At 44.4% G+C, this 24,596-nt stretch carries 12 protein-coding genes; 7 read left to right on the top strand and 5 right to left on the bottom strand.

The window, feature by feature from the left end:
* Nucleotides 1-9 precede the first annotated feature (9 nt).
* The 6 genes from HMAT_RS03345 (at nucleotide 10) to HMAT_RS03320 (ending at nucleotide 10,295) form a co-directional block, all read left to right on the top strand.
* Complete coding sequence (locus tag HMAT_RS03345; protein WP_158655589.1) at nucleotides 10-1,389, top strand: RagB/SusD family nutrient uptake outer membrane protein; 1,380 nt, start codon at nucleotides 10-12, stop codon at nucleotides 1,387-1,389.
* A 130-nt stretch (nucleotides 1,390-1,519) separates the two neighbouring features.
* Complete coding sequence (locus HMAT_RS03340; RefSeq protein ID WP_104383278.1) at nucleotides 1,520-2,464, top strand: ABC transporter ATP-binding protein; 945 nt, start codon at nucleotides 1,520-1,522, stop codon at nucleotides 2,462-2,464.
* A gap of 12 nt (nucleotides 2,465-2,476) precedes the next feature.
* The gene (locus HMAT_RS03335) at nucleotides 2,477-4,774 is read left to right on the top strand and encodes a Gldg family protein (protein WP_104381385.1); all 2,298 of its coding nucleotides are present in this window, start codon (nucleotides 2,477-2,479) and stop codon (nucleotides 4,772-4,774) included.
* 2 nt (nucleotides 4,775-4,776) lie between these two features.
* Nucleotides 4,777-6,114 carry a DNA mismatch repair protein gene (locus tag HMAT_RS03330; RefSeq protein WP_104381384.1) on the top strand — a complete coding sequence of 446 codons (1,338 nt, stop codon included), beginning with the start codon at nucleotides 4,777-4,779 and terminating at the stop codon, nucleotides 6,112-6,114.
* Nucleotides 6,111-7,460 (top strand): DNA mismatch repair protein, encoded by a 1,350-nt coding sequence (locus tag HMAT_RS03325; RefSeq protein ID WP_104381383.1) that lies wholly within the window; start codon nucleotides 6,111-6,113, stop codon nucleotides 7,458-7,460. The genes HMAT_RS03330 and HMAT_RS03325 overlap by 4 nt, the downstream gene beginning before the upstream one ends.
* Nucleotides 7,461-7,463: 3 nt before the next feature.
* Entirely contained in the window at nucleotides 7,464-10,295 is a 2,832-nt protein-coding gene (locus tag HMAT_RS03320; protein WP_104381382.1) for a pitrilysin family protein, read from the top strand.
* Between the two features lie 753 nt (nucleotides 10,296-11,048).
* On the opposite strand, the gene HMAT_RS03310 is transcribed toward HMAT_RS03320, so the two are convergent.
* Nucleotides 11,049-11,939, bottom strand: coding sequence for an AraC family transcriptional regulator (locus tag HMAT_RS03310; protein WP_104381380.1), 891 nt, complete (start codon nucleotides 11,937-11,939; stop codon nucleotides 11,049-11,051).
* Between the two features lie 39 nt (nucleotides 11,940-11,978).
* Nucleotides 11,979-12,803, bottom strand: coding sequence for an SDR family NAD(P)-dependent oxidoreductase (locus HMAT_RS03305; RefSeq protein ID WP_104381379.1), 825 nt, complete (start codon nucleotides 12,801-12,803; stop codon nucleotides 11,979-11,981).
* A 356-nt stretch (nucleotides 12,804-13,159) separates the two neighbouring features.
* Here HMAT_RS03305 and HMAT_RS03300 point away from each other — a divergent pair, with 356 nt between their 5' ends.
* Nucleotides 13,160-16,027: a glycoside hydrolase family 3 C-terminal domain-containing protein gene (locus HMAT_RS03300; protein WP_104381378.1), complete on the top strand. Its 2,868-nt coding sequence runs from the start codon at nucleotides 13,160-13,162 to the stop codon at nucleotides 16,025-16,027.
* A 117-nt stretch (nucleotides 16,028-16,144) separates the two neighbouring features.
* Here HMAT_RS03300 and HMAT_RS03295 read toward each other — a convergent pair whose 3' ends face one another.
* The 3 genes from HMAT_RS03295 to HMAT_RS03285 form a co-directional block, all read right to left on the bottom strand.
* On the bottom strand, nucleotides 16,145-17,584 hold the full coding sequence (locus HMAT_RS03295; RefSeq protein ID WP_104381377.1) for a BACON domain-containing protein: 1,440 nt from the start codon (nucleotides 17,582-17,584) through the stop codon (nucleotides 16,145-16,147).
* 146 nt (nucleotides 17,585-17,730) lie between these two features.
* A complete protein-coding gene (locus tag HMAT_RS03290; protein ID WP_104381376.1) occupies nucleotides 17,731-20,943 on the bottom strand; it encodes a glycoside hydrolase family 2 protein in 3,213 nt (1,070 codons plus the stop codon).
* A gap of 5 nt (nucleotides 20,944-20,948) precedes the next feature.
* Entirely contained in the window at nucleotides 20,949-24,593 is a 3,645-nt protein-coding gene (locus HMAT_RS03285; RefSeq protein ID WP_104381375.1) for a glycoside hydrolase family 2 TIM barrel-domain containing protein, read from the bottom strand.
* Nucleotides 24,594-24,596: the final 3 nt, after the last annotated feature.

Raw genomic sequence — 24,596 nt, 5'->3', positions numbered from 1 at the left:
ATTATGAACATGAAAAACAAGATTATCACCTTCAGCCTTGCCACCATATTCGTTTCCAGCCTGGTTTCCTGCCGGAAGTTTGTGGAGATAGACCTGGTCGGCAAACGTGAACTAAAATACACTCAGGACTATCAGAGCCTGCTTAATAACAGTACCTCTGTGGAAAAATCGTACTACTGGCCTGTATTGGCCAGCGACGACATCTATGGATCGGATGAGGCCTATCTCAATACACTTTTACTGACCGACGCCAATGCCTATTGCTGGAAAAGTGACCTTGTGGGAGACAATAATGAGGATCCAGACTGGGCGGACCAATACCAGCAGATTTATCTCTTCAATCAGGTCGCAACCGAGATTATGGACAGTCAGGGCGGAACGGATGCCCAAAAGAAAAATATATTGGCCCAGGCTAAGGTACATCGTGCACTCAATTATTTCAACCTTGTCAACAGCTATGCAAAGCAGTATAACGCTTCAAGTGCCAATACCGATCTTGGGGTACCCTTATTGACGCGTCCTGATCTTTACGCCAAACTAGACCGTAAATCGGTTGAAACAGTATACGAGCAGATTATTGAAGACCTCAGTTCGGCTATTCCAGACCTCCCGGAACAGGCAAACTTTAATATACTCGCCTCTCAATCAGCTGCGCAAGGCATCCTGGCACGCGTTTATCTCCAGATGCGCGACTATGGAAAAGCCCTGCAATATGCCGAGCTTGTACTTGCCAAGCCATACTATAAACTGATCGATCTCAAACAGTACAAAGCGGCACCCAACAGTTACCCCAATATCCTGGATGATACGGAAGAGATTTTTATAAAAAGCTTACGCAATTCATTCCCCACATTATCTTTAAACCCCGATCTTCTGGCACTGTTTGAGCCGGGCGACCTGCGTGCTACCCTCTTTACTGTTGACGGTAGCGTATTCACCTGGACGCCTTTTCAGGGCAAAGCCTACAACAAACATCGCATTATATCGGCCAATGCCAAAATTACCAATGGCCCTACGCTTCCAGAGATGATGCTGATCAAAGCAGAAGCCTTGGCCCGGGATAACGAGCGTTTTGCTGAAGCCCTGACAGTATTGAACAACCTCCGAAGCAATCGTTTTGAAGACACGGCCTATAAACCGTTACAGATTACCGATCAACAGGCTATCCTCAAGCTCGTCATCAACGAGCGACGAAAAGAACTGATGGGAAAGGGTTTACGCTGGTTTGACCAGAAGCGCCTCGCAGCGGAACCTGGTTTTGTCACTACACAGACACGTACTTACAAAGGCGAGTCATTCACCCTGGCACCCAACAGCAATCGGTATGTCATGCCTATTGCATCCAAATACATTGTTTTAAATCCTGAAATCATTCAGAATCCAAGGTAACAAAAGCATTATAAATATGATCCCCTACTACTAACGGATGTACGAAGTATTTCCGCTGGTAGCAGACACGGTGTCCATGGCAACAGAAACACCGTGTCCAGGGATTACTCATACCAAATTTAACGATAACATGAGCACAGCAAACGACACTCCCATTGTTCAGGTAGTACATCTTTCCCATCGGTACAACGTCCAATGGGCTATTCGGGACATTAATTTTGAAGTACAAAAAAATGGCATCTACGGGCTATTAGGAGCCAATGGAGCGGGAAAATCCACTACCATGAATATCATGTGCGGCGTGGTGAACCAGTCACACGGTGAAGTCTTTATCCGGGGCATCAGCATGGCACAGAACCCGGTAGAGGCAAAAAAACACATTGGCTTTCTTCCCCAACAGCCACCTTTGCTACCCGAGTTGACAGTAGAGGAATATCTGAGCCATACAGCCAATCTACGTCTGATGGCACCCGAAAAAATCCCTGCTGCCATCGAACGGGTACTGTCCAAGTGCAGCATAGCCCATTTCCGCCATCGGCTGCTTAAAAACCTGTCCGGTGGCTACCAGCAACGGGTCGGAATAGCACAAGCGATTATCCATGAGCCTGATTTCGTGGTACTGGATGAGCCAACCAATGGCCTTGACCCCAATCAGATCCTCGACATCCGGCACCTGATCCGGGAAATCGCAACAGAACGTACCGTCGTTCTGTCCACACATATCCTTCAGGAGGTACAGGCGCTCTGCGACCATATCTGGATGATCCATGAGGGCCGCATGATATTTTCGGGTTCGCTTGAAGAATTTGACAACCAGGTCGCACCCAATAGTGTTGTTGTCAGCCTGATATCCCCACCAGCTGTGGAGGCATTTCAGCAACTTCCGGGCTTTGTTGATGTGGAGCCTTTAGGCAACATTAAATTTCGAATACGCTCCACCAATCCCCAGGAACTCGTCGAAGCCTTAGTAGAAAAAAGCGTCCAGCAAAAATGGAATCTCATCGAGATCTATTCCGAAAAAAGTTCGCTTGAAACCGTATTTGCCGAAATGACACGAAAAAGAAGAAAAGTATAATTCAATCCAAACATGAAAACGACATTAAAAATAGCAAAAACAGAGCTACAGGTACTTTTTTACTCACCTGTCGCATGGCTTGTCCTGATGATCTTTACCTTTCAGATAGGTTATTTATTTTCCGCTTCCTATGCGGGCATGGTACAACTACAGTCCATGAAAATTGACCTTGTCAATGCAACTGAAAGCTTATTTTCATCTGCTTGGGGCGGTATCTATCCAAAGGTACAATCCTATCTCTACCTCTACATGCCTTTATTGACCATGAGCATTATGAGCCGGGAATATAGCAGTGGTTCCATCAAATTATTGTACTCCTCGCCGATCACCAACAGTCAGATTATTCTCGGCAAATATATTGCGCTGCTGCTTTTTGGGCTTGTCCTCACCTTATCAGTATCAATTCTGGTCATTTTTACAATGGGTACCGTGGTTCATGCTGATATCGGCCCAATGATGACAGGCCTGCTTGGACTTTTCCTATTGTTGTCGGCCTATGCTGCCGTGGGTCTTTTTATGTCTTCATTGACCAGCTATAATATTGTGGCCGCCATTGGTACACTCTGTGTCTTTGCGATGATGAATTTTGCACGTGGACTTTGGCAGGATATTCCTTTCGTTCGCGAGATTACCTACTGGCTGGCAATCAATGGTCGGGCTGACACCTTCATCGCAGGTTTGATCACGACCGAAGATATACTTTACTTTATCCTTGTTAACACACTGTTTGTTAGCTACTCTATATTTCGGCTTCAGGCCATCAGAAAGAAACAGTCAGCAGGCAAAAACCTGCTAAAATTTGGAGGCATCACCCTTGCGATATTCTTTATCGGATACCTAACCACCCTGCCTTTTGTCAAATTATACTATGACAGCACCTATCGAAAGAGCAATACGCTGCGCCCTAGTAGCCAGGCCATCATGGCCAAACTGAATGGCGGATTTAAGATCACTACCTACGTCAATATGCTTGATGGAAACAGTTTTATTGGCTTACCTTCCTCGTATAAAAGCGACGTAGGCTCGTTTGAGAAATATATCCGTTTCAAGCCCGAAATAGAAATGGAATACGTCTATTACTACCACCAGACCGAAAATCCCATTCTTGACCGACAGTTTCCAAAGCTCAATACCGAACAACGCTTGGACACCCTACGGAAATTCAATAAATGGAATTTTGAGATCCTACCCTACGATGCGATCAAAAAAGAGGTAGACCTCTCTTCTGAAAACTACCGTTTTGTCCGTGTACTGGAGCGTGAAAATGGGCGAAGGACCTTTTTACGTGTTTACGATGACATGCAACGCGTGCCGTTCGAATCCGAAATCAGCGCAGCCATCAAACGTTTGGTCATGGATGAGTTGCCTGTGGTGGGCTTTGTTTCGGGTCATGGCGAGCGCAACAGCAACTCTACCCAGGACCGAGGTTACAAGACCATCACCCAAGAAAAGGCTTTCCGTTACTCAATGATCAACCAAGGGTTTGATTTCAAAGAAATTGACCTTTCAAAGCCCGTTCCCGAAAATATCAATATTTTGATTATTGCCGAACCACGCCAGGCCTATAATGACCAGGAGTTATCCAACCTTCATTCTTATATCGCCAGCGGTCGCAATATGATGCTTGCCGGAGAGCCGGGACAGGAAGCTATTTTCAATCGCATCGCGTCACCATTGGGCGTTACGTTGGAACCTGGCGTGCTGGTCAAAAAGCAAGAAGCCCTGCAGCCAGACCTGCTGACACTCAAACCAACCAAGGCCGGCGAGGACTTTTCTTATTACCTTAAACCAATGACCCGGCGCGAAGAGGTCGTCACGATGTCCGGCACCGCTGGTATCCTGGTATCGCCACAGTCAACATTCCAATCCAAAGTACTCTTTGCCTCGGATAGCACGGGCACCTGGAATGAGCTAGAAAACATCAACTTTATTGATCGTACACCGCTGCTCAACACAGCCGTCGGAGAGCGTGAAGGAAGCCGCCCAACTGTGGTGGCGCTATCCCGAAAAGTAGGTAAAAAGGAACAAAAAATACTGGTTACCGGAGATGCGGACTGGATCAGCAACAGCGAGCTGTTCATCAAACGCAATCAGGTCAATGCATCCAACTTTTCTTTGGTAAGCGCAGCTTTCTCCTGGCTTAGTGATGGCGAAGTGCCTGTGGATATGCGCCTACCCGATTCAATCGATAAAAGCCTACGGATTGGCGAAAGCAGCTGGACATACTTCGAATTGCTCATCAAATACATCATACCACTGGGGATGTTAAGTGCCGGTATCATTATCTGGATCAGAAGAAGGGGGCGTTAATTATGGGATTATTGATAGACAAACAGACGCGGGACGATCTCTCGATCTTTGCCGCTAGAGGAACAGAATCCATCTTTGGCCTCTATAACAAAACGGCCACCTCCGGCGGAGCCGAACTACTGGAAGAATGGTTCAATTATCCACTTTCAGATGCTAATGCCATTGGCAAACGTACTGCTACCATCCATTATTTTATGGGGCAGGCAATGCAATTTCCTTTCCAGTCCAGTTGGTTTGACCAGGCTTTATTTTATCTGGATATGGCCGATGAACGTAGCCGTCTACAGACAGGAAATCTGACTTTGAAAGAACGTTTCCAGCAATTTGTCGGTGGCGATACCGATTACAAAAAAGTGGTTTCCGGGATAGTTGCCTGCAGCAAAATCATACACTGCTGGAAAGATCTTATGCGTTCCAGCACCGGCACTGAAATTAGCTTTCGGGAAGAACAAAAAACATGGGCGCTCAAATTTGAGAACAGTGGGATTGACCAGATCCCGCTGCTCAAAGAGAAAGAGCCGCTAAAGCGTGAGACGGTCATCCAGTATGACACGATCCTCCGCTTCGAAGAAAGAGACCTCTTATTGAATATCCTTCGCGATATCTATACCTTTGATGTTTACCTCAGTGTCGCCCAGGTGGCCAATGAGCGACAATTCGTTATACCCCTTGTCGACAGCAGTATGGATCAACAGCTGATCTATGAGGGTGTCTTTCATCCACTGGTCAGGAATGCCAAAGGCAACGACCATAAGATGGACAGTTTACACAATATCACCTTCCTGACCGGAGCCAATATGGCCGGGAAATCTACCTTTATGAAATCTTTGGGTATCGCACTCTATCTGGCGCATATCGGTTTTCCGGTGCCGGCAAAACGTTTCGTATTCAGTCCCCGGGACGGGATTTTTACCTCAATCAACCTGCCCGACAATATCGCGATGGGCTATAGCCATTTTTTTGCCGAGGTGCTGCGCATCAAAAAGGTCGCTCAGCAGCTTGCTGAAGGGCGCCGGCTTTTTGTCATTTTCGATGAAATGTTTCGAGGCACCAATGTCAAGGATGCCTTTGAAGGTACCGTTGAAGTGGTATCGAGATTATACCATCACCCAAGATGTCAATTTGTATTATCTACCCATATTCTTGAAGCTGGCGAGCAGCTGATGCAGGGGTATCCCGATATCAAATTTGTCTTTTTACCCACAACCATGCTACAAGGCAAGCCAAGCTACAGCTATCAGCTGCAGCAGGGTATCTCGGCAGACAGGCACGGCATGATCATTATAGAAAATGAAGGCATCATTGATTTATTAACCTCTCAAAAACAAACGGGCGCATGAGTTTCATCATTGATAAACAAACACATCAGGATCTCAATATTTCCGGGAAATATAAACGCGATTCCATCTTTTCACTTTACAATAAGACCGAGACCTTTGGTGGGGAGCTGCTGCTGGAAAAAATGTTTCAGCAACCTTTTACCAACCCTGACGCCATTGATCGGCAGGCAGCGCTGGTTTCATTTTTCAGGAGTTTACAGCACACCTTTCAGATCAACGCCGATGATCTGGATATTGCGCAGAGTTTTACCAACAGCTATTCAGATCAGGGCTTTGCCCTGACCCTCGCCCATGCCGGCCGCCGCAAGCTGCTGGCCAGCCTGGGTTTAAAAGAAGAGAAAAAATACCTGGAGGCCGGTATCCGGGCCACCCTCCGGATTATGCTGCATCTGGCCGGTTATCTATCCGAACTTCAACAGCAGGACAACCGGGGCCAGCTCGTAGGAAGCATCTTTGAGCAATCGTGGTTGCGCGCAGCATATGAACAGCTGTTGCAGCTACAGCAGAAAATCGAATCCCATCCGGAGGGCATCCCCCTTACGTTGGCCGCTAGCTGTGATTATCAGTTGCGGCACAAGTGGTCCAAAGAGATCCAGCAAAGCCTCTCGGCCATCTATCACATCGACCTTTATCAATCCATTGCCTCTGTGGCCAATGCACGGGGTTTTGTACGGGCCGAAGTCCTTCCAGCAGAAAGACAACATATTCTGCTCGAAAACGTCTATCATCCAACCATTCCCAACGCTGTTGGCAATGACCTGCTGTTTGATGCCGGGAAGAATCTCATCTTTCTAACCGGAGCAAATATGGCGGGCAAATCCACCTACATGAAGAGCTTTGGCATTGCCATTTACCTTGCCCACCTCGGCCTTCCGGTACCTGCCAACAGGATGCAATTTTCCGTGAAAGAAGGCTTGTACAGTTCCATCAACGTGTCTGACAACGTCGATATGGGCCATAGCCACTATTATGCGGAAGTGCTCCGCGTCAAAAAGGTGGCCGAGTATGTCAACCAACGTAAAAATATGGTTGTCATTTTTGATGAACTCTTTAAGGGGACGAATGTCAAGGATGCTTTTGAAGCCACCCTGACGGTTACCCGCGCATTCCAGCAGCACCACAATTGCCAGTACCTGATATCCACACATATTGTTGAGGTAGGCCAGCAGCTACAGCAGGAAGATGCTACGGTTCAGTTTGTCTATATGCCTACCCAGATGCGCGGACAGGTCCCCTATTACACTTACCGGTCTGAACAAGGGATCAGCAGCGACAAACATGGTATGGTACTGATCCAGAAAGAAAAAGTACTTGAATTATTAGAACAAAACAGCAAAAACATTTAAAACATGCGACATAAAACCTTATTTTTTAGTCTTCTGGCCCTATCCATCGGATCGGCTGCGCCAACATTCGCCTATGCCCAAAAGGCAAAGACCGTTCGGTCGGTCAGTTCCAACAGTCCCATCCCGCTCGATCCGGCTATTAAGGTTGGAAAACTGGCCAACGGTTTCCAATATTTTATCTTACGGAATAGCGAACCCAAAGAACGGGTGCTGTTTTACCTGGCCAACAAAGTAGGCTCGTTACAGGAAAACGAGAAACAGCAAGGATTAGCTCACTTTTTGGAACATATGAACTTCAATGGGACAACCCATTTTCCGAAAAATGCGCTCGTAGACTACTTACAAAAGTCAGGTATACGTTTTGGTGCCGACCTCAATGCCTATACCGGGTTTGAAGAGACCGTATACCAATTACCCTTACCGACAACAGATCCGGCACTTTTGCGCCAAGGTATCCTGATCATGCGCGACTGGGCAAATGGCGCGCTACTCGAGGATGATGAGATCGATCAGGAGCGTGGGGTGATCCTCGAGGAGAAACGGCAACGGGGCGGCCTTTCTCACCGTCTCCAGGAAAAAACATTTCCGCTATTGACCAACCAATCGCGTTATGCATACCGAATGCCGATCGGAACCGATGAAGTGCTCAATAACTTTAAGCATGAAGAGATACGGAAGTTTCACAAAGACTGGTACCGTCCTGAGCTACAGGCGCTGATCGTCGTTGGCGATATCGACGTCGATGCGATCGAAAAAGAGATTATTGCTCAGTTTTCGGGGCTGAAGAACCCCAAGAACGCGCCACAATCCAAAAGCTATCCGATTGCTTTAACTGGTAAGAATCAATTTTTGGCCTTTACCGATCCCGAAGTCACACAAAGCTCTTTACAGATTTTACATAAACAGGAAGCACGCAAAACACGACAGCTAGGCGATTATAAAAACTCCTTGGCCAAAGATTTCTTTGTCCAGCTCTGCAATATGCGTTTGGCGGAACAAACCCGAAAATCCACCACGCCTTTTCTGGCAGCATCGTTGAGTAATGGCGCACTTGTCGGCAATATTGAAACAAATGGCATTCAGATTATGCCCAAGCCCGACAGCTTACAGTCCAGTATCAACGCCGTATACTACACATTGGGCCAGGTTGCCACACATGGCTTCACCGAGGCCGAACTCGAGCGCTTGAAGTCCGACTATCGTAGTATGCTTGTACAGAGCCTTAAAGAATATGATAAGACAGATTCCAAATCCTTTATGGATCAGATCCTCGCCCATTACCTCAAAGGGGAACCCGCACCTTCTTTCCAATTTCTGCAGCCTATCCTGCTCAATGCACTAGAGGAAATCCGCATGGCCGACATCCTGACCTATGTTAAAGAATTTAAAGGTCATCAGAATCGCGACATGGTATTGGTTTATAATGACGACATTAAATCCGTTCCCAGCGAGTCCATCTTAAGCGGCTGGATCAATGCGGCCTCAAAACAACAGGTCAGTGCCTATCAAGAAGAAAAAGTCGAAGATCAGTTATTGCCGGCTTTACCACAGCCCGGGCAGATCATCAATGAGGAGGAAGATAAACAAGTAGGCACGCAGACCCTTTTGCTCAGTAATGGCGCCAAGGTTATCCTAAAGCCTACAACATTAAAAAACGATGAAATCCTGCTAACTTCCTATAGTCCTGGCGGATATTCCCAGTATTCACTTAAAGATTTCCAGTCCGCAACCAATGCTGTCAATATCGTTACCAATAGTGGGTTAGGTCCTTTTAACTCGCTTCAGCTCTCCCATTACCTCAATGGCAAAAATGCTACAGCCAGCCCTTTTATCAATGAAATCGGTGAAGGCATTAAAGCACAATCCAATCGTGAAGATGTTCAGACTGCATTTGAGCTCGTATACGGCTATTTTACAGTGCCTCGTCTAGACAAGGACATCAATAAAACCAATCTTGAAAAAACAAAACTGTCCCTCAAAAACAGGCAGCAACAGGCCAGTACCTTTTTCACAGATTCGATCGCTGCAGCTTTGTACAACAACGATCCACGTAAGACAGCGCCAACCCTAAAAAAAATCGAGGAAATTGATTTTGACCGTTCCTTCGAAATCTATAAAGACAGATTTGCGGACGCTTCGGATTTCACCTTTGTGATTGTCGGCAATTTCGACCGTGCCTTTATAGATCCCTATATCAAGCAATATTTAGCCACTTTACCCAATATCAAACGCAAGGAATCGTTTGTGGACAATGGTACTTATCCGCCACAAGATGGTATCCACCGCGCTATTCATAAGGGGAAAGAAGAGAAATCTACTGTGGCAATGGCCTATCTGGGTACCTACGACGATTACAGCGAATACAATAATCTGCTGATGGACGCACTGTCGAGTAGCCTGACGATTAAGCTTACAGAGCGGCTACGGGAGAAAGAAGGCGGCATCTACTCCATCAGTGTATCCCCCTCGCTGTCCAAAAATCCGAGAAAACGGTTTGGCATGAATATATCGTTCACAACAGCGCCCGGACAGGTTGACAAATTAGTCGCCGCTGCCATTGAGGAGATCGAACTCATCCGTAAGAATGGTCCATCGCAAGAAGATATTGATAAGTACATTGCTGAAAAGCTTCTGAGCAGCAGTCAGCAGGTGCAATATAACGGCTTTTGGTTATCCTACCTATTGAGCAGCTCGGTCGATCAGCTCGATCCGGCACGCATTTTTAATGAAAAAGAACAGATTAAATCCATAACACCTGGGAAGGTAAAAGAACTGGCGCAAAAATACCTGAAACCAAACCATCTGTTTCAATTTACACTCTATCCAGAGCAATAATTCGCTGTTGTTTATTTTATTATATCAGTCATCTCCGGGTGACGGAGCCGTTTGAGAGATCTCAAACGGCTTTATTTTTATGGTTCCCATCTATTTTGCATCTTGCACGGCTGATTTTAACTCATCAAAGAATAAAGGTTTTACAGCGATAAACATGATAGGTTTAGCTTCTGGAATGACAACTACCTTATTGGTCAGGTTATTAACTCAACTTAGCCCATCCTCTTTCGTATTTTTTTTCGTATATTATCTCACTATGAAAATAGTAGACATCACAAAAGACACTTTAATCAGTGCTCAGAAAGAAGGATTTACCGTATTAATCACCAAATTTAATTCAGATCCCTTATACCCAACAGAACTACCAGCTATGCTATTCCATCACAGAAGCTATTCTGACAATTGATAGCCGCCCCTTTATCGGAAAGTTACAGCTAAGGCATTAATATCGTTTGATCAAAGTATAATTTCATGCGCAATCAGCAGCATGTATTGTTTCACAAAGCCGTTGAGCTAATGTATAACAAAGCAGGATTACTGTTAAAACAGGCGTAAGAATTATTAAAGTATACTTATCTTGTTAACCCAGCGGACCAAATTTACATCAAGTTTGGTCCGCTTAGTATCTCAGCTTTTACCTATCAAATACTATGAATAAAAATTGCTCTTGACCAGCGGTCTTAAAGTATTATTAGCACACGAAAAATAGGATAAAATGAAGGAGTTAAATTCAATTAGATACCTTATAATCAATCAGTTAAACTGAGACTTCCTGAATTCCAGCGGTTTCATCCCCGTCTGCTTTTTAAAAAGCCGCGTAAAATAGGATGGATTTTCAAAGCCTAGTTCGTAAGCAATTTCAGCAACCCCCTTCTCTCCTAAGCGCAATAAGTTCTTGGCTTCTGAAATCATAAAAATATGGATCAGCTCCATGGCCGTCTTGCCTGTCTCCTGCTTCAGCAGGTCACTGAGGTAGCGTGGCGACACAAAGAGCTGATCGGCTAGAAAGGCCACATTGGGCAGGCCACTTTTCGCCAGCAGGCCCTGATTTACATAATTCCGAAGCTGATCGTTAAACTTGGATGCTGTTTTGCCGATCACCTGTGCCCGATCAATAAACTGTCTTTTGTAATAGCGTTGTGCATATTTCAGGATGGAGGAAACATGGCTCAGCATAATTTCACGGCTGTATTCGTCCGGATTAGTATCGTATTCGTCCTGGATTTTTGCGTAAAGCTCCAAAATTAGCTGCTCTTCTTTTGGGGAAAGATGCAGCGCCTCGTTCACTTCATAATCGAAAAAGCTGTATTTTTCAATTTCCTTGAAAAGTTCATGCCCATGCAGGTAGTCTTCGTGAATCATCAACATATAGCCCCTTTCCTCGAACTCCAGGTTTTTCATCTCGATGATCTGCCGCGGTTTCGCAAAGAAGAGACATCCGTTATCGTGATCGTAGCGCGTACGGCCGTACATCAAATTGCCGGATTTAATTTTCTTGAACGCGATCACATAACAGTCGGTGGTAAATTCCCTATCCCCCAGCTTACAATCGGAAAGACAGCTGACCATGCTGAAGAGTGGATGCTGCGGAGCCTCCCAAAGATTGCCCAGGTGTAGTTCTGTCAGGGTTCTATAATGTTGCATCGGTTTTCATTTTATTAAAGTTAGAAAATATTCTGTTTTTTAATGTCCGTGCGCTGCAATACTGACCTCTTTCCAGCTTTGGATATCTTCAAGCCTTTGCGTATACACATCATTCATGGCCTGATAGGCAATTTTACCGAACAAAATGCGCTTGGGCGGATTTTCACTGTCAATAATGTTTAGCACAGGTGCTACTGTAGCTTCCGGTTTGCCCCAAATAGCGGGATTGTCACCGGTCTCTGCAAAGGCTGCACGCACGGGCTCGTAATCCGTAATATCCGAAGAAGTTTGCGCGGCAGATGCGCCAGCCCAGTCTGTTGCAAAACCATTGGGTTCAATTAAGGTCGTTTTGATACCCAAGTGTGAAGTTTCCGAACCGATTGTTTCAATCAATCCCTCTACGGCAAATTTCGAAGCATTGTATAAACCTAATAACGGAAGCGTGGTGAGTCCAAGAAAACTGGAAACCTGAATAATATGGCCGCTCTTTTGTGCCCGCATAATCGGCAATACAGCCTGCGCCACCCACAAGGATCCGAAAAAGTTCGTTTCCATCTGATCGCGGGCCTGCTGCTCGGAGGTTTCTTCGGTGGTACCAAATAAGCCAAACCCCGCATTGTTGATCAGTACATCGATCCGTCCAAAATGGTCTTTGACCGTGTTAACTGCAGAAAAAACATCTTCGCGCTTGTTCACATCCAATGCCACTTCGAGTATATTGTCGCCATAAGCCGCTTTCAGATCTGCTAGTGCAGCAATATTTCTGGCCGAGGCGGCAACTTTATCGCCGCGTTTCAATAAGGCCTCAGCCCATAATTTTCCAAATCCTTTGGAAGCTCCTGTTATAAAAACTATTTTGCTCATTTTTATTCTTTTTGTTTTTTAATTCTGTTAGGACAAAGTTAGTCCACATTGATGCCCTCTTTGTAGCTCAAATCAGCGGAAGAATAGCACAGAATTACGAAAGACCTCATTCCCCTCACATTGAGGCGGCGTCACCTTTGCTTATGGATTTTAGCCAGTGCACCTATTTACCCCACCTCATCATCGGTTTGCTGGAGATCGCTATTAAAGCTCCTAATGTATACCGTTAATTATATTAAATAGCATCGCCTGATTCAAATTAATCAGCTCATTATTGATTTATTAATGCCATTATTAATAGGTCTACTTTTTATTTGTCTATTATTTTTTTTCAATTTTTATCAAAAAACCTAATTATGTCAATTAAAAAGTTGAACCTTTCGCTGGCCTTATTCAGCGGTTTCTTTTTTCAGCCTTGTTTTGCACAACAAGACAATAACATTGCGACGATTAGCGGCTCTACCAATACAGCTGCTATTCATCACATTATCGACCACAATACAAAAACCTTTTGGAAAATCTCCCCCAAAGATTTGACTTCAGATCAACAGCTACTATTAACACTTAAAAATTCGGGCGATGTCAAAACGATCACGATCAATGCGATAGATCTGGACATGAAAGGGCTAGAAAAGCTACTTGACTTATATATCACCTATGATCCAATGAATCCGGGAAATCCTATTCCCTATAAGGTATCTAAGCAATCGGACGGTTATCAATTAAGCTTTGACCCAGTTTATGGTGCCCACATTAAGTTGGTTTTAAAAGGCCGCAAGCTGACCAGGTCTCTTCAAATCAACGAAATATCCATTGCATTGGACACAAAGCAAAATGCGGCTACAGGTATTGTAGACAAATCCTACCTTAATCCCAATCTACCTATCGAAGAACGAGTCAAAAAACTGCTTGCCGTAATGACGCCTGCACAAAAAATCGATCTGCTTCGCGAAGGCTGGGGAATACCCGGTATCCCAAGCCTCGGAATTCCATCCATTATGAAGGTTGAAGCCATTCATGGCTTTTCCTATGGTAGCGGAGCCACCATTTTTCCACATTCAATTGCAATGGGGGCCACATGGAATAAAAAGTTGATTGAACAAGCCGCTATTGCAATCGCGGATGAAACTAAAGCTGCAAATGCTTTTCAAGCCTGGTCACCGGTATTGGATGTAGCACAGGATCCGCGATGGGGACGTTGTGAAGAAACCTATGGTGAAGACCCTGTATTGGTGTCACAGATCGGTGGTGCTTGGATTAAAGGGTTTCAATCTCGTGGATTAATTACAACACCCAAACATTTTGCCGCTCATGGCGCTCCATTAGGTGGTCGGGATTCACATGATATCGGTATATCGGAACGTGAAATGCGCGAAATTCACCTGGTTCCTTTCCGGGATATCTTTAAAAAATACAGATACGAATCTTTGATGATGTCGTACAATGACTTTTTGGGTGTTCCTGTCGGAAAAAGCAAAACACTTTTAAATGATATTCTTCGTGAAGAGTGGGGTTTTGATGGTTTTATTGTAAGTGACTGCGGTGCCATATCCAATATGACGAGTAAAAAACATTACACAGCCCTGGATAAAGTCGAAGCTGCCTCAGATGCACTATCCGTCAATATCGCGACCAATTGTGGTGATACCTATAACGATCCAAAAGTTATCGAAGCCGTCGTGAATGGACAGATTAGCCCAAGAGACTTAGATAACACCTGTGCTACGCTGTTGCGTGTCATGTTTCGTAATGGCTTATTCGAGCATAATCCAAGCCAAAAGTTAGACTGGAAAAAAGTCTATCCAGGCTGGAATTCTCCCGAGCATCAACAATTGGCCCGCCAGGTGGCGCGAGAATCCATTGTATTGCTCGAAAACAAAAACAACATATTACCACTTTCCAAAGATATCCGCGACATTGCTGTGATCGGTCCTGGAGCGGACGATCTTCAACCTGGCGATTATTCTCCTGAACTTAAGCCTGGCCAGCTTAAATCAGTCCTACAAGGTATTCAAAAGGCCGTAAGCCAGAAAACACGAGTTCATTATGAAAAAGGCTGCGATTTTTTCAGTAAAGAGCACTCTACGATTCAAAAAGCCGTAGACCTTGCAAAACAATCTGACATTGCGATCCTTGTACTCGGTGATCAATCAACCAGCGAAGCCATATCGGGTATCCAAAAGACATCTGGCGAAAATCACGATATTGCCACATTGGAGCTACAGGGCGATCAACAGCGCCTCTTGGAAGCCGTTGTTGCCACCGGGAAACCAGTTATCTTAATCCTTCAGTCTGGCAGACCTTACAATATCAGTTTTGCCAGCGCACATTGTGCTTCAATACTGGTAAATTGGTTGCCCGGGCAAGAAGGAGGACCAGCTACGGCAGATATTCTATTTGGGGATTACAATCCTGCCGGACGTTTGCCAATGACCTTCCCAAAACATGTTGGACAGCTTCCACTTTATTATAACTTCAAGACCTCTGGTCGACGCTACGAATATAGCGATATGGAATTCTATCCTTTATACCGCTTTGGTTATGGATTGAGTTACACGACATTCAAATATGCAAATCTAATCGCTGCTCCACAAACCAACGGAAACATCGATGTATCCGTAGAGGTTAGCAATACAGGGCGCACCGCTGGGGATGAAGTCGTACAACTTTATCTATCCGATATCTTCGCGAGTGTAAAAACACGGGTAATGGAACTCAAAGATTTTGATCGCATTCATCTGGCTCCTGGACAGACCAAGCAAGTTCGGTTTACCCTCACACCTTATGATTTGTCTCTATTGAACGACAAAATGGATCGTGTGGTCGAATCCGGAGATTTCAAAATTATGGTCGGTGGTGCCAGTCCAACATTCGAAGCAAAGGATCAGATTAAGGATCACCTGGGCTATCAGCAGGATACACAAGGGCTGTCAACCACGGTAAAATATGTCCAAAACTTTGCTGCTAATTTCCAGTTTAAGGTGTTGGAAACTGTCCCTTCAACAGGCAATACCCCTTTTACTGTATCGGTGGAAGTGAGCAATAGCGGAAACTTAACGGATGCCGGAAAATTAGCGTTATTTGTGGATGAGAATAAAACGGATGAAAAGAGTTTTGAACTCGATCCGCAAGGAAAAAAAATCATTTCATTTGAAATAGAGCAACCGACTTTCAAAAAATTACAATTTGTCGGCAAATACAAAACCCAGACCTATACAAATTAACCTATTTAATATTCTCCCAGGGACTTTGCAACGGCGCCTGGGAGAATATCAATAAAAATGAAAGACTACCAGTCGAAAATTCGGATGGTAGTCTTTTCAAAAAAAATCAACCTGTGTTTATGGACAATTGGAAAATCCAAATCCAGGATTTTGCGGACATATATTGACAGCGCCATTCCAGCTTGCCCATTTTGGATTGTCTTTCATATCCTGCGGAATCGCTCCCGTGAGATTATTGAGTTTTAACTCAAGCGAATTTAATTTTGTCAGTTGTCCAAAGACATTGGCCGGAAGTGTTCCTGAGAGCTTATTGGTATGGATTTGAAAAATAGTCAATTCTTTCAGATTTGCAAACTCGGCAGGAATAGATCCACTGATCTGATTACGGCTACAGGTTAACGTTTTCAGCTTTGACAAGCTACCTATCGAAGCAGGTAAGGTTCCCTCGATGGTATAATTATTGGATAATTGAAGTTCTGTCAATTCAGTCAAATAACCGATCTCAGCCGGTATTTTTCCAGCTAATTTTTTACCCGTCAAGTTAATGCCCGTTACCCGGCTGGCCCCATTGATCGTCGTCAGCGTTATCCCAAACCATGCACTGCTCAGGGTACTTTCATTCAATGGTTTGGTAATATCCCAATCGGTACCACTATTTGCTGCTCCCATAGTGGTATATAGCGCGATCAATACTTCCCGATCCAGTTCATTGCCAAACGTCCGTCCTGCTTGTCTGATAGCGATATTGACGTTTAAATTATTTGTCGTCAAAACAAGGGTAGCCATACGTTCCAGAAAGACGTTTTCTGGTGCAGATATACTGAGTTTATTTCCATTTTTCACGATCTTTAACCAAGTTGCAGTCGTACTTACTGTCCATTCTAGCCCCGTTGTCACGATTACTTCCTGCGCCTCACCCAAACGTGTCAACGTCAGTGATCTTTTATCAACTTCAAAATCGATAGATCCTTTTTGCGTTATGGTAATTTTTTTATCAGCAACAGGAAGTTCACCGGATACAGCAATGCTTGCCGTGCGTGATGCAAATTGGGTATTGGGCTGCACACTAATCTTGATATTATTTCCATCCCTTTCAACAGTACACCAGGATACATTTGACTGTGCAGACCATTCCATATTACTACTTATCTTCACGGCCAGCTGCGACTCTTTGTTATCTAAGGCGAATGTTGCCTTATCCACAATTAAAGTTGGCTTATTTCCATGTTGTTTGACCACCGCAACCTTTTTTATCTTACCATCTTTACTTGTTAGGATAATTTTGGCCGTGCGCTCATTAACCGAATTGTTTTCCTTCATTGTAATACCGATATTCGCATCTTTCCGATTTGCTGTTATCCAATCTTCTCCCCCCATCAGTGCCATCCCCCATTCGACATTACTCGTCACAGCCACCTCTCCCGACAGGTCAGTATTAAGATATTCAAAAATATCCTTTTCAATTTCAATGGCTGGTTTTTCAACCTGTTCTATTTCATTTTTAGAACATCCCACCATCAGCAATAGTATACTTGCAAAGGTTAGTACTCTTTTCATATTGCATTTTTTAATTGGTTAATACAAAAACTCTAATTTTTTAATCCATGTAGTTTATTAAATAGCTGTATCTACTTTCAGTCCCCCACATTTTCCAGGCTACCATGAAGCAGGAGAAAGAGCCTGCTCGTATGCGATTTAGCGTATTATTTTACTTTTGGATCCTTCAATGTGATTTTTAACTGCGTTAGGAAGCTATTTTTATTTTCGCAGTTAAAATACGCCTTAAATCCCGCTAGGTCTTCCTTATTCACCTTTAGGGCAAGTTTATTCCATCCCTGCAATAAAGGCAGTTCACGATAAAGACAATTGTGGCGATTTTCCTGATTCCCTTTCCATTCCTTTTCATTCAGAAAAAGCGAACTTTTGGGGGTAGCCACAGTCAGTGTTAACTTGGGCATATCCGGTTCAATCAATAAATCATCCAATGGTCTTGGACTCCACACCCAAAATTCAAGAACGGGTACAGCTCCCTTTTGTTGGAAGTTATCTTTGATGGTATTGGGAAACTGAAGATTTCCATCACGCAGAAAGAATTGCGGTGCATTACTTTCGCTGTTCTTTTGGCATGGGATACCTGCCTGCGCCAACAAAGTTGCTAAGGTCCTAAATCCCTTTTCCGAATTTGCAAATTCGGAAAGCGTACTGATGTACAAGGTAGAATTTGCCTGTCTGTAACGCACAAAAACAGGATATGCATCTGAGCCTTCAAGTTCACTTCGATAGGTCGCTGCCGTCTTTATTTCCTCTGCCCGTTTATTCCAGCGACGCCAATCTGTCTGACAACCGTTTAAAAGTACTTCTCCCTGATCTATCAGCATCCCCTTCATCCCGTACCTTGCAGCGTCTGCTTGCTGCACCTCACAAAAATAAAAATCCGAATTATTAAGCCCGGTAAACCAGGATTTGCCGACCGGTATAAATGAGGAAATTCTTCTTTCCTCCAAGTTCAGTGCATGGGGTAATATCCGTCCAAAACCTGCGAGCACATGAGGCTCAATTCCCCAGATCCAAATATCCGTTCCTTTACTTTTTAACTCCAGTAAGCGCTGTTCATCAGCCTGCTGTAAAGCTGTTGTTCCATCTACAATCACGAGAGCATGGGCTGCATTTTTTATTTGCGCGACGAATTGAACCCCTTGGGCATCCAATACCTGCTTTACGGCTGTATTCTTGCCCATAAACAATACTTCTGCGTAGGTTTTCTCCGGGACAAAAGCATTCCTGTCTTTTTGCTCTTTTTCAATTGTCCCATAAGGAGACCATGCCGGTTTGCCGGCTGCGTTTGCCGCACGCATAGCCTCAAACATCGGCCAGGTCGCATAGCCCGGCAAAGACTCATCATACCCCGGATTGAAGGTGGTGCTATAAGGACCGATCCGTTCGGGCTGTACTCCTGGTTTTCCTTCTTCAAAAGCACTAAAAAATACACCATCCTGTTTTATATCCGGGATCTTATTCAGATTGCGATGTCCAATAGGTAGCGGCTTTAACCCATACCAAGCCATATTAAAAACAGATACATACGATGCGCCCATAGCGCGTTGACTGCTCAAGAGATCATACACTTCCTTGGCAATACCCTTCATTCGCCCCAATTGGGATTCGTAAGCTTGTTCTCCATTGTATTTAGAAACCTGTTCAGGGGTACCATAATAGGCCATACTATGTTCGCCAACTCCCCAGGGTTTACCTACAGCCTTCCATTTTTTTAGCGAATTAGTATCCCCATAATGTCCTACCGTCGTGGGTAAAATCCCATCTCCATCATCTTCTCCATCGGCTGATATCCAAGGTCTACTTGGGTCAAGTTCTGCAACGATGTTACGCCATTCTTCCCAAGCCTTTTTTTGGCTCGTCATCAATTCAGGTTTATTATATACATGCAGAATAACGGGTTTGTTCTCGTTACTAATACTCCATCCGAAGACAGATGCATGGTTCCGATCCCGCAATACAAAGCGTCTTAAATGCTCTTTAGATGCTTCCCAAAATTGTTCTGCATCTAGCTTTGGACCACCATCACTCGCCCAATTGGCCGTTTCGTTCAATACACATATTCCCATTTCATCCGCCATATCCAGGTAAAATCGGGGATACACCTGTGCATGGGGTCGTACGGCATTTCCATTCATGTCTTTAATTGCCGAAAACCAGGCCCAGGCATACCGTCTTGTCATCTGAGGAATTCCCATAAAATGCCAGGAATCGCCCTTCAATTCAATTGCCGTACCATTGAGGTACTGTTTGATGCCTTTAAATGTCCACTCACGCCATCCAAATCGTTCATATTTGGTATCAATTTCCTGTTTTTTTTGGTTTAGGTTCAATTGCAAGGCATATAAATTTGGATGATCCGGATGCCAATACTTCAATGTACCCACTTTGACCGGGATATTGACCCGCGTCTTGGCGACGGAATGTGCAGGTACTGTAAGCGCCGCCTGACCAGTAAGCACAACATCATTCCCCAATTCCCAATTCGGTACCGGAGCCAGTAATGTAGATTTGCCCGCGAGGTTGATCCATTCGTTTACTTTAGCCGAGAGATTTACAGCTTCCTTTCTGTCCGAATTATTACGTACCGTGACTTCCACCTGCAGTATACCCTGCGACACCAAGGGCTGAATATAAAGATCTTCCACATGAATTTTTGGTACAGCCAGCAAGTAAACATCTTGCCAAATTCCCCGGATATGATTTCCCCACATCGATCCTGCAGGAACGATACGGCGTCCGATGGTTGCATTATTTTCAAACAGCGCCTGATCCCTTACCCCAACCAGCACTTCTATTGGTTTTCCGGGCTGTGCATATTTTGTGATATCGATATCAAACGGTAAAAACAAATCAAAATTTTCACCCACCTTTTGATTGTTGACATAGACTTCCGCATACCCTGATACTGCTTCAAAATGCAATTTAATGGTCTTTCCGTTCCAGTCAGTAGGTACCATTACCTTCTTTTTCATCCAGGCCATTTTTGCCTCTTCCCATACGTTGGGATACGATGGAAAATTACGATGGTCAGGACCTTGGAGATCCCTGTTGGCAAATGAATTAACATTCCAGGGCGATGGAATCTTAATCGGTGTGTCACTCCAGCCTGATGCTGTCGGCTTGTCCAGTACAGGCGCCTGACCTCCACCCTGCTTATATGTTTTTGGTAACCGCATGGTTTGAATATCCCAGGTTCCATTTAAACAAATTTCCTTTCTGTGTTTTTTTTCAGTCCGGTTTACAAAACCTTCACTCGGTGCAAATACAGCATCAAACACCAGTTTATTATCTTGCGCCATTACACTCATATGGATCAAACAAAAGATCCATGTGATCATACGCATTCTTATCTTAACCATTTTGTCTATTTTTTATGTGCTAATGTATTGATCATATTTACCAGTAACTTCGCTGCAATAGGGTCTGTTGCCGTTTTTTCATGCGCCATTGAGGATACAATTACCCGCCCTTTTCCTTCATTTACCTGAAAAATCGGATATCCTTTGATGCTGTTCATCTTTTTGGACCGTTCATCCATTTCACCTTCGATATAGCCATGGATCTTTATCTGACTAGCCAATTCGATTACTTTTTCATGGCGGTTTAACTGAAAAGCGCTATGGCACACTTTCGGGAGCTCGGCCTTGTGATTATTAAAATAACGCAAATCCAACAGGTCAATATCATTAAATACCGACGACTCTGGAATCTCCATATTGACAATATCGCCTTCTGTCGGCTTGATCCATCCTTTCACATAATTCGGGAAAATCGCCTTTGCGGCTTCTTCATTATTGAGGAGCAAAACATTTCCACCCTGCACGATATATTGCTTCAAACGATCAATTGTCGCGGCTGAAAAATCTTTAAACGTTTCATTCAATATTAAAATTTCCGGATTTGCCTGCAATGCCATCTGCATATTGTCCATGCGTTTATAAGCTGTTTTTATCACATCCAACGCTGTCTGTTCAGTCCGAGGATCGACCAATACCACCTTTTTCACTGCTTGATTACCTGCGGCCCATTCTTTTGTTGCTACCACCAGCTCATAGACATTGGACGAATATATTTTCTCATTCACACGATAACGTATTTTTAATGAAACCTGCTGTTTTCCGGAAGGTAAGTGTTCGGGTATCACAATATGCGGCGTCACCCATTGCCGCTCATAATGTCCCACTGCAGGAACAGCTACCGTTCCTTTGACAAGTACATTTCCCGAGGAAGTCTCCATAGACCATTCAATTGTACCCGCACCGAGGGGAGTTCCTTCTTCCAAATCATTGACAACACAAAACTTCGTCTGTAGCTGCTGTCCTGCAAAGAGATGCCTACCCCAAAGTTCGGCCGATACCAGCACAGGCTGCATGGCCCTCTTCATCGCATAATAGGTCGGATAAGGTTCGATCGTCTGACTATTGTAGACATTCCTAAACCAAGTCAACAATGCAAAATGAAGTACACCAGATGCTTTATCATTCGACCGCCTCAAAGCTTCTGCAAGTTCTCCCGTAATAAAAGATTGCACCTGTAGAAAAGACGCGGGATTTGCATAAGCATAGGATTGGTATCCAATCAATGACTGCGGATTCTGATGTTGTAAAGTATACGAACGTGTCGGATGTCCGGTTTCATTATTAGGGTATCCCGTTGACATCTCCTGGCTGATCAATGGACGACCTTCATTGCGGTTATCGCGCTGAAATTCACCTTTAAATTGTTTAAATACCGAGTGATCATACCAGTTGATGTAAGCATGAATATCATCGATATCCCCATCATCAATGGTTGCAAAGAAATCCTTTCCAAAAACATCTTCACGCCGGCGATAATTCGAGTCGAAACAAATCGGCCGCGAAGGGTCTATTTTGCGCATACGTTTGACAACATCCGAAATTATCTTCATTTTCAGCTTGCGTTTTTCCATATCGGGCTCGTTATCATAAAATTTCATTTCGTTATTGATGGTCCAGAATAAGATGGCTGGATGATTCCGGTATTTTTTTAATAGACTAAGGTATTCTTCGGCCCACATTTCAATCAGTTTCATTTCAGGCATAGAGCTCTGGATCATCAGCCAGGGCCAAGTTCCCTCATGGCTTATTCCGATACCATTTTTATCCGCGGCATCGATCCAGAGTTTATTATAAGGTGTCGTGTGTGTTCGGGTTACCTCCATATTCCCAGCTTTCATCAATTGATAAAAGCGGTTGGCCAGCACACTATCATTTGGTGCCAGTGCAAATGGTGTATGATTTCCCCCTCTCAACCAGTATGGTTTTCCATTTAAATAAAGTAAGCCATTTTTTGACTCGAAAGTTCTAAATCCCGATCGAACCGTTACCTGATCTTGTGTCTCAGTCTTATTTTTCCGGATGGCAATTTTAAAATCGTACAGATTCGGATGTTCAGGACTCCACAATTTGGGTTGAAGCTGATCAATGGCATAGGTCAGCACACGTTCTTCTCCCGGATTCAGCTTTACCGCATCCAATGCATTCTGCTGAGCGAGTTGTGGTCCACCATCCGCTTCAGCAATATGTGTGGATAGACTAAAAACAGCCTGCTTATCGCTATAATTTTTGACTGTAACATCAAAACGTGCTCCTGTCAGCGAAGGCTGTATAAAGACATCTTCGACACGTATTTTATCGGTGATCACGAGTTTTACGGGTTGCCATATTCCGGCCGGATCATCGACATAAAAGCCATGCGCAATATCCTTTAGCATTTTATTGGTAACCGGTACTGTCACAGCAACATCCACCACTTTATCCGCGTCTGCAATATCCTTGATATAATCTTTGGTAACATGGACCGAAATCAGGTTTTTACCAGGTTTAAGTAAAGTAGAAACATTGGATTTTATCTCGCCAAACATACCAACGTGCGATGTGACCAACTTCCCATTCACATACACATCAGCCATCTTGGATACCGCATCAAAAATCAATTCACTATTTCGCTGCTGAATATCGGCGGGCAAATCTATCCATTGCCTGTACCAGGCTGCCTTTGTCTTTTTATAGTCAAAGGTATATTCTTCACATCGCTTTGTTTCCTGCTGATAATATGCGTCAGATACGCCTTTTGGAAATTTATTGTTATTCATGGTTTCACCATGCAGCCAGATACGAATTGGATTCCAAAAATCAGGCACATGCATCAGGTGCCAATCTTGATCCCCCTGACTTGGATCTGCACCCTGCCGGCCATCTTTGAGCAGGTATTCTGGCATAAATAGCCAATTCCCATCCAAGGATATTTCGGTACGTGCCTGCGCCAGTTTTGCAACTGATTTCATCTGATAACTGGCCCGATCCTGAACCCGCTTTATTTCTTTTTCCTGTGCCGATACCTGCACTTTGTAGACCTGATTAGATACCCCCTCCAAGGCATTGGCTGCCAAGGGCTCAATAGATAACTGATCGTATTCTGTTTCAATCCAACCACCTCCCAGGGCGGCTTGTCCGGAAGGTGCCAGATTACTATTTGGATCAATTACATCAATCCGCGGCAGCGATTCATCATTTAAAAAAACGCGTATTCGATTGCCGCAAACCTCAATCCGGAACTGATACCATTGGTCTACCTGTGGTTTAAAATCTAGGGGTGCCAATCCCAATAATTCATCTGCTGCCATGTAGCCCATCCGGCTGAGATAAAGGTCATTTTGCAAACCACCTTTCAGTCCCACGATATAACGATCGAACCGGTTATAGGTTCTAAAGCCGGCCCATATCTGCACCTGATCCGCTGGTTTAGGATTTCTGGCTCTAAAAGACATTCGGTAGTTTTGCAAGCTTTTGTCGCCAAAAACAGCATACGCATCCTTGGCCGAGTACACGCCATTAGCGACCTGGCTTTGTCCACGGCCAATTGTTTCGACCAACGTGTTTGCGCGATCAAAATTTACGTTAATGGGTTGTTGGGCCATCAGGCCCCCACCGATCATACACACCATGCCCAACAACGGGGGTATCTGCATCAATAATTTATTCATCATTCT

Source organism: Sphingobacterium sp. HMA12, assembly GCF_002933815.1.
Classification (GTDB): Bacteria; Bacteroidota; Bacteroidia; order Sphingobacteriales; family Sphingobacteriaceae; genus Sphingobacterium.
This window is presented reverse-complemented; position numbering and strand designations above follow the sequence as displayed.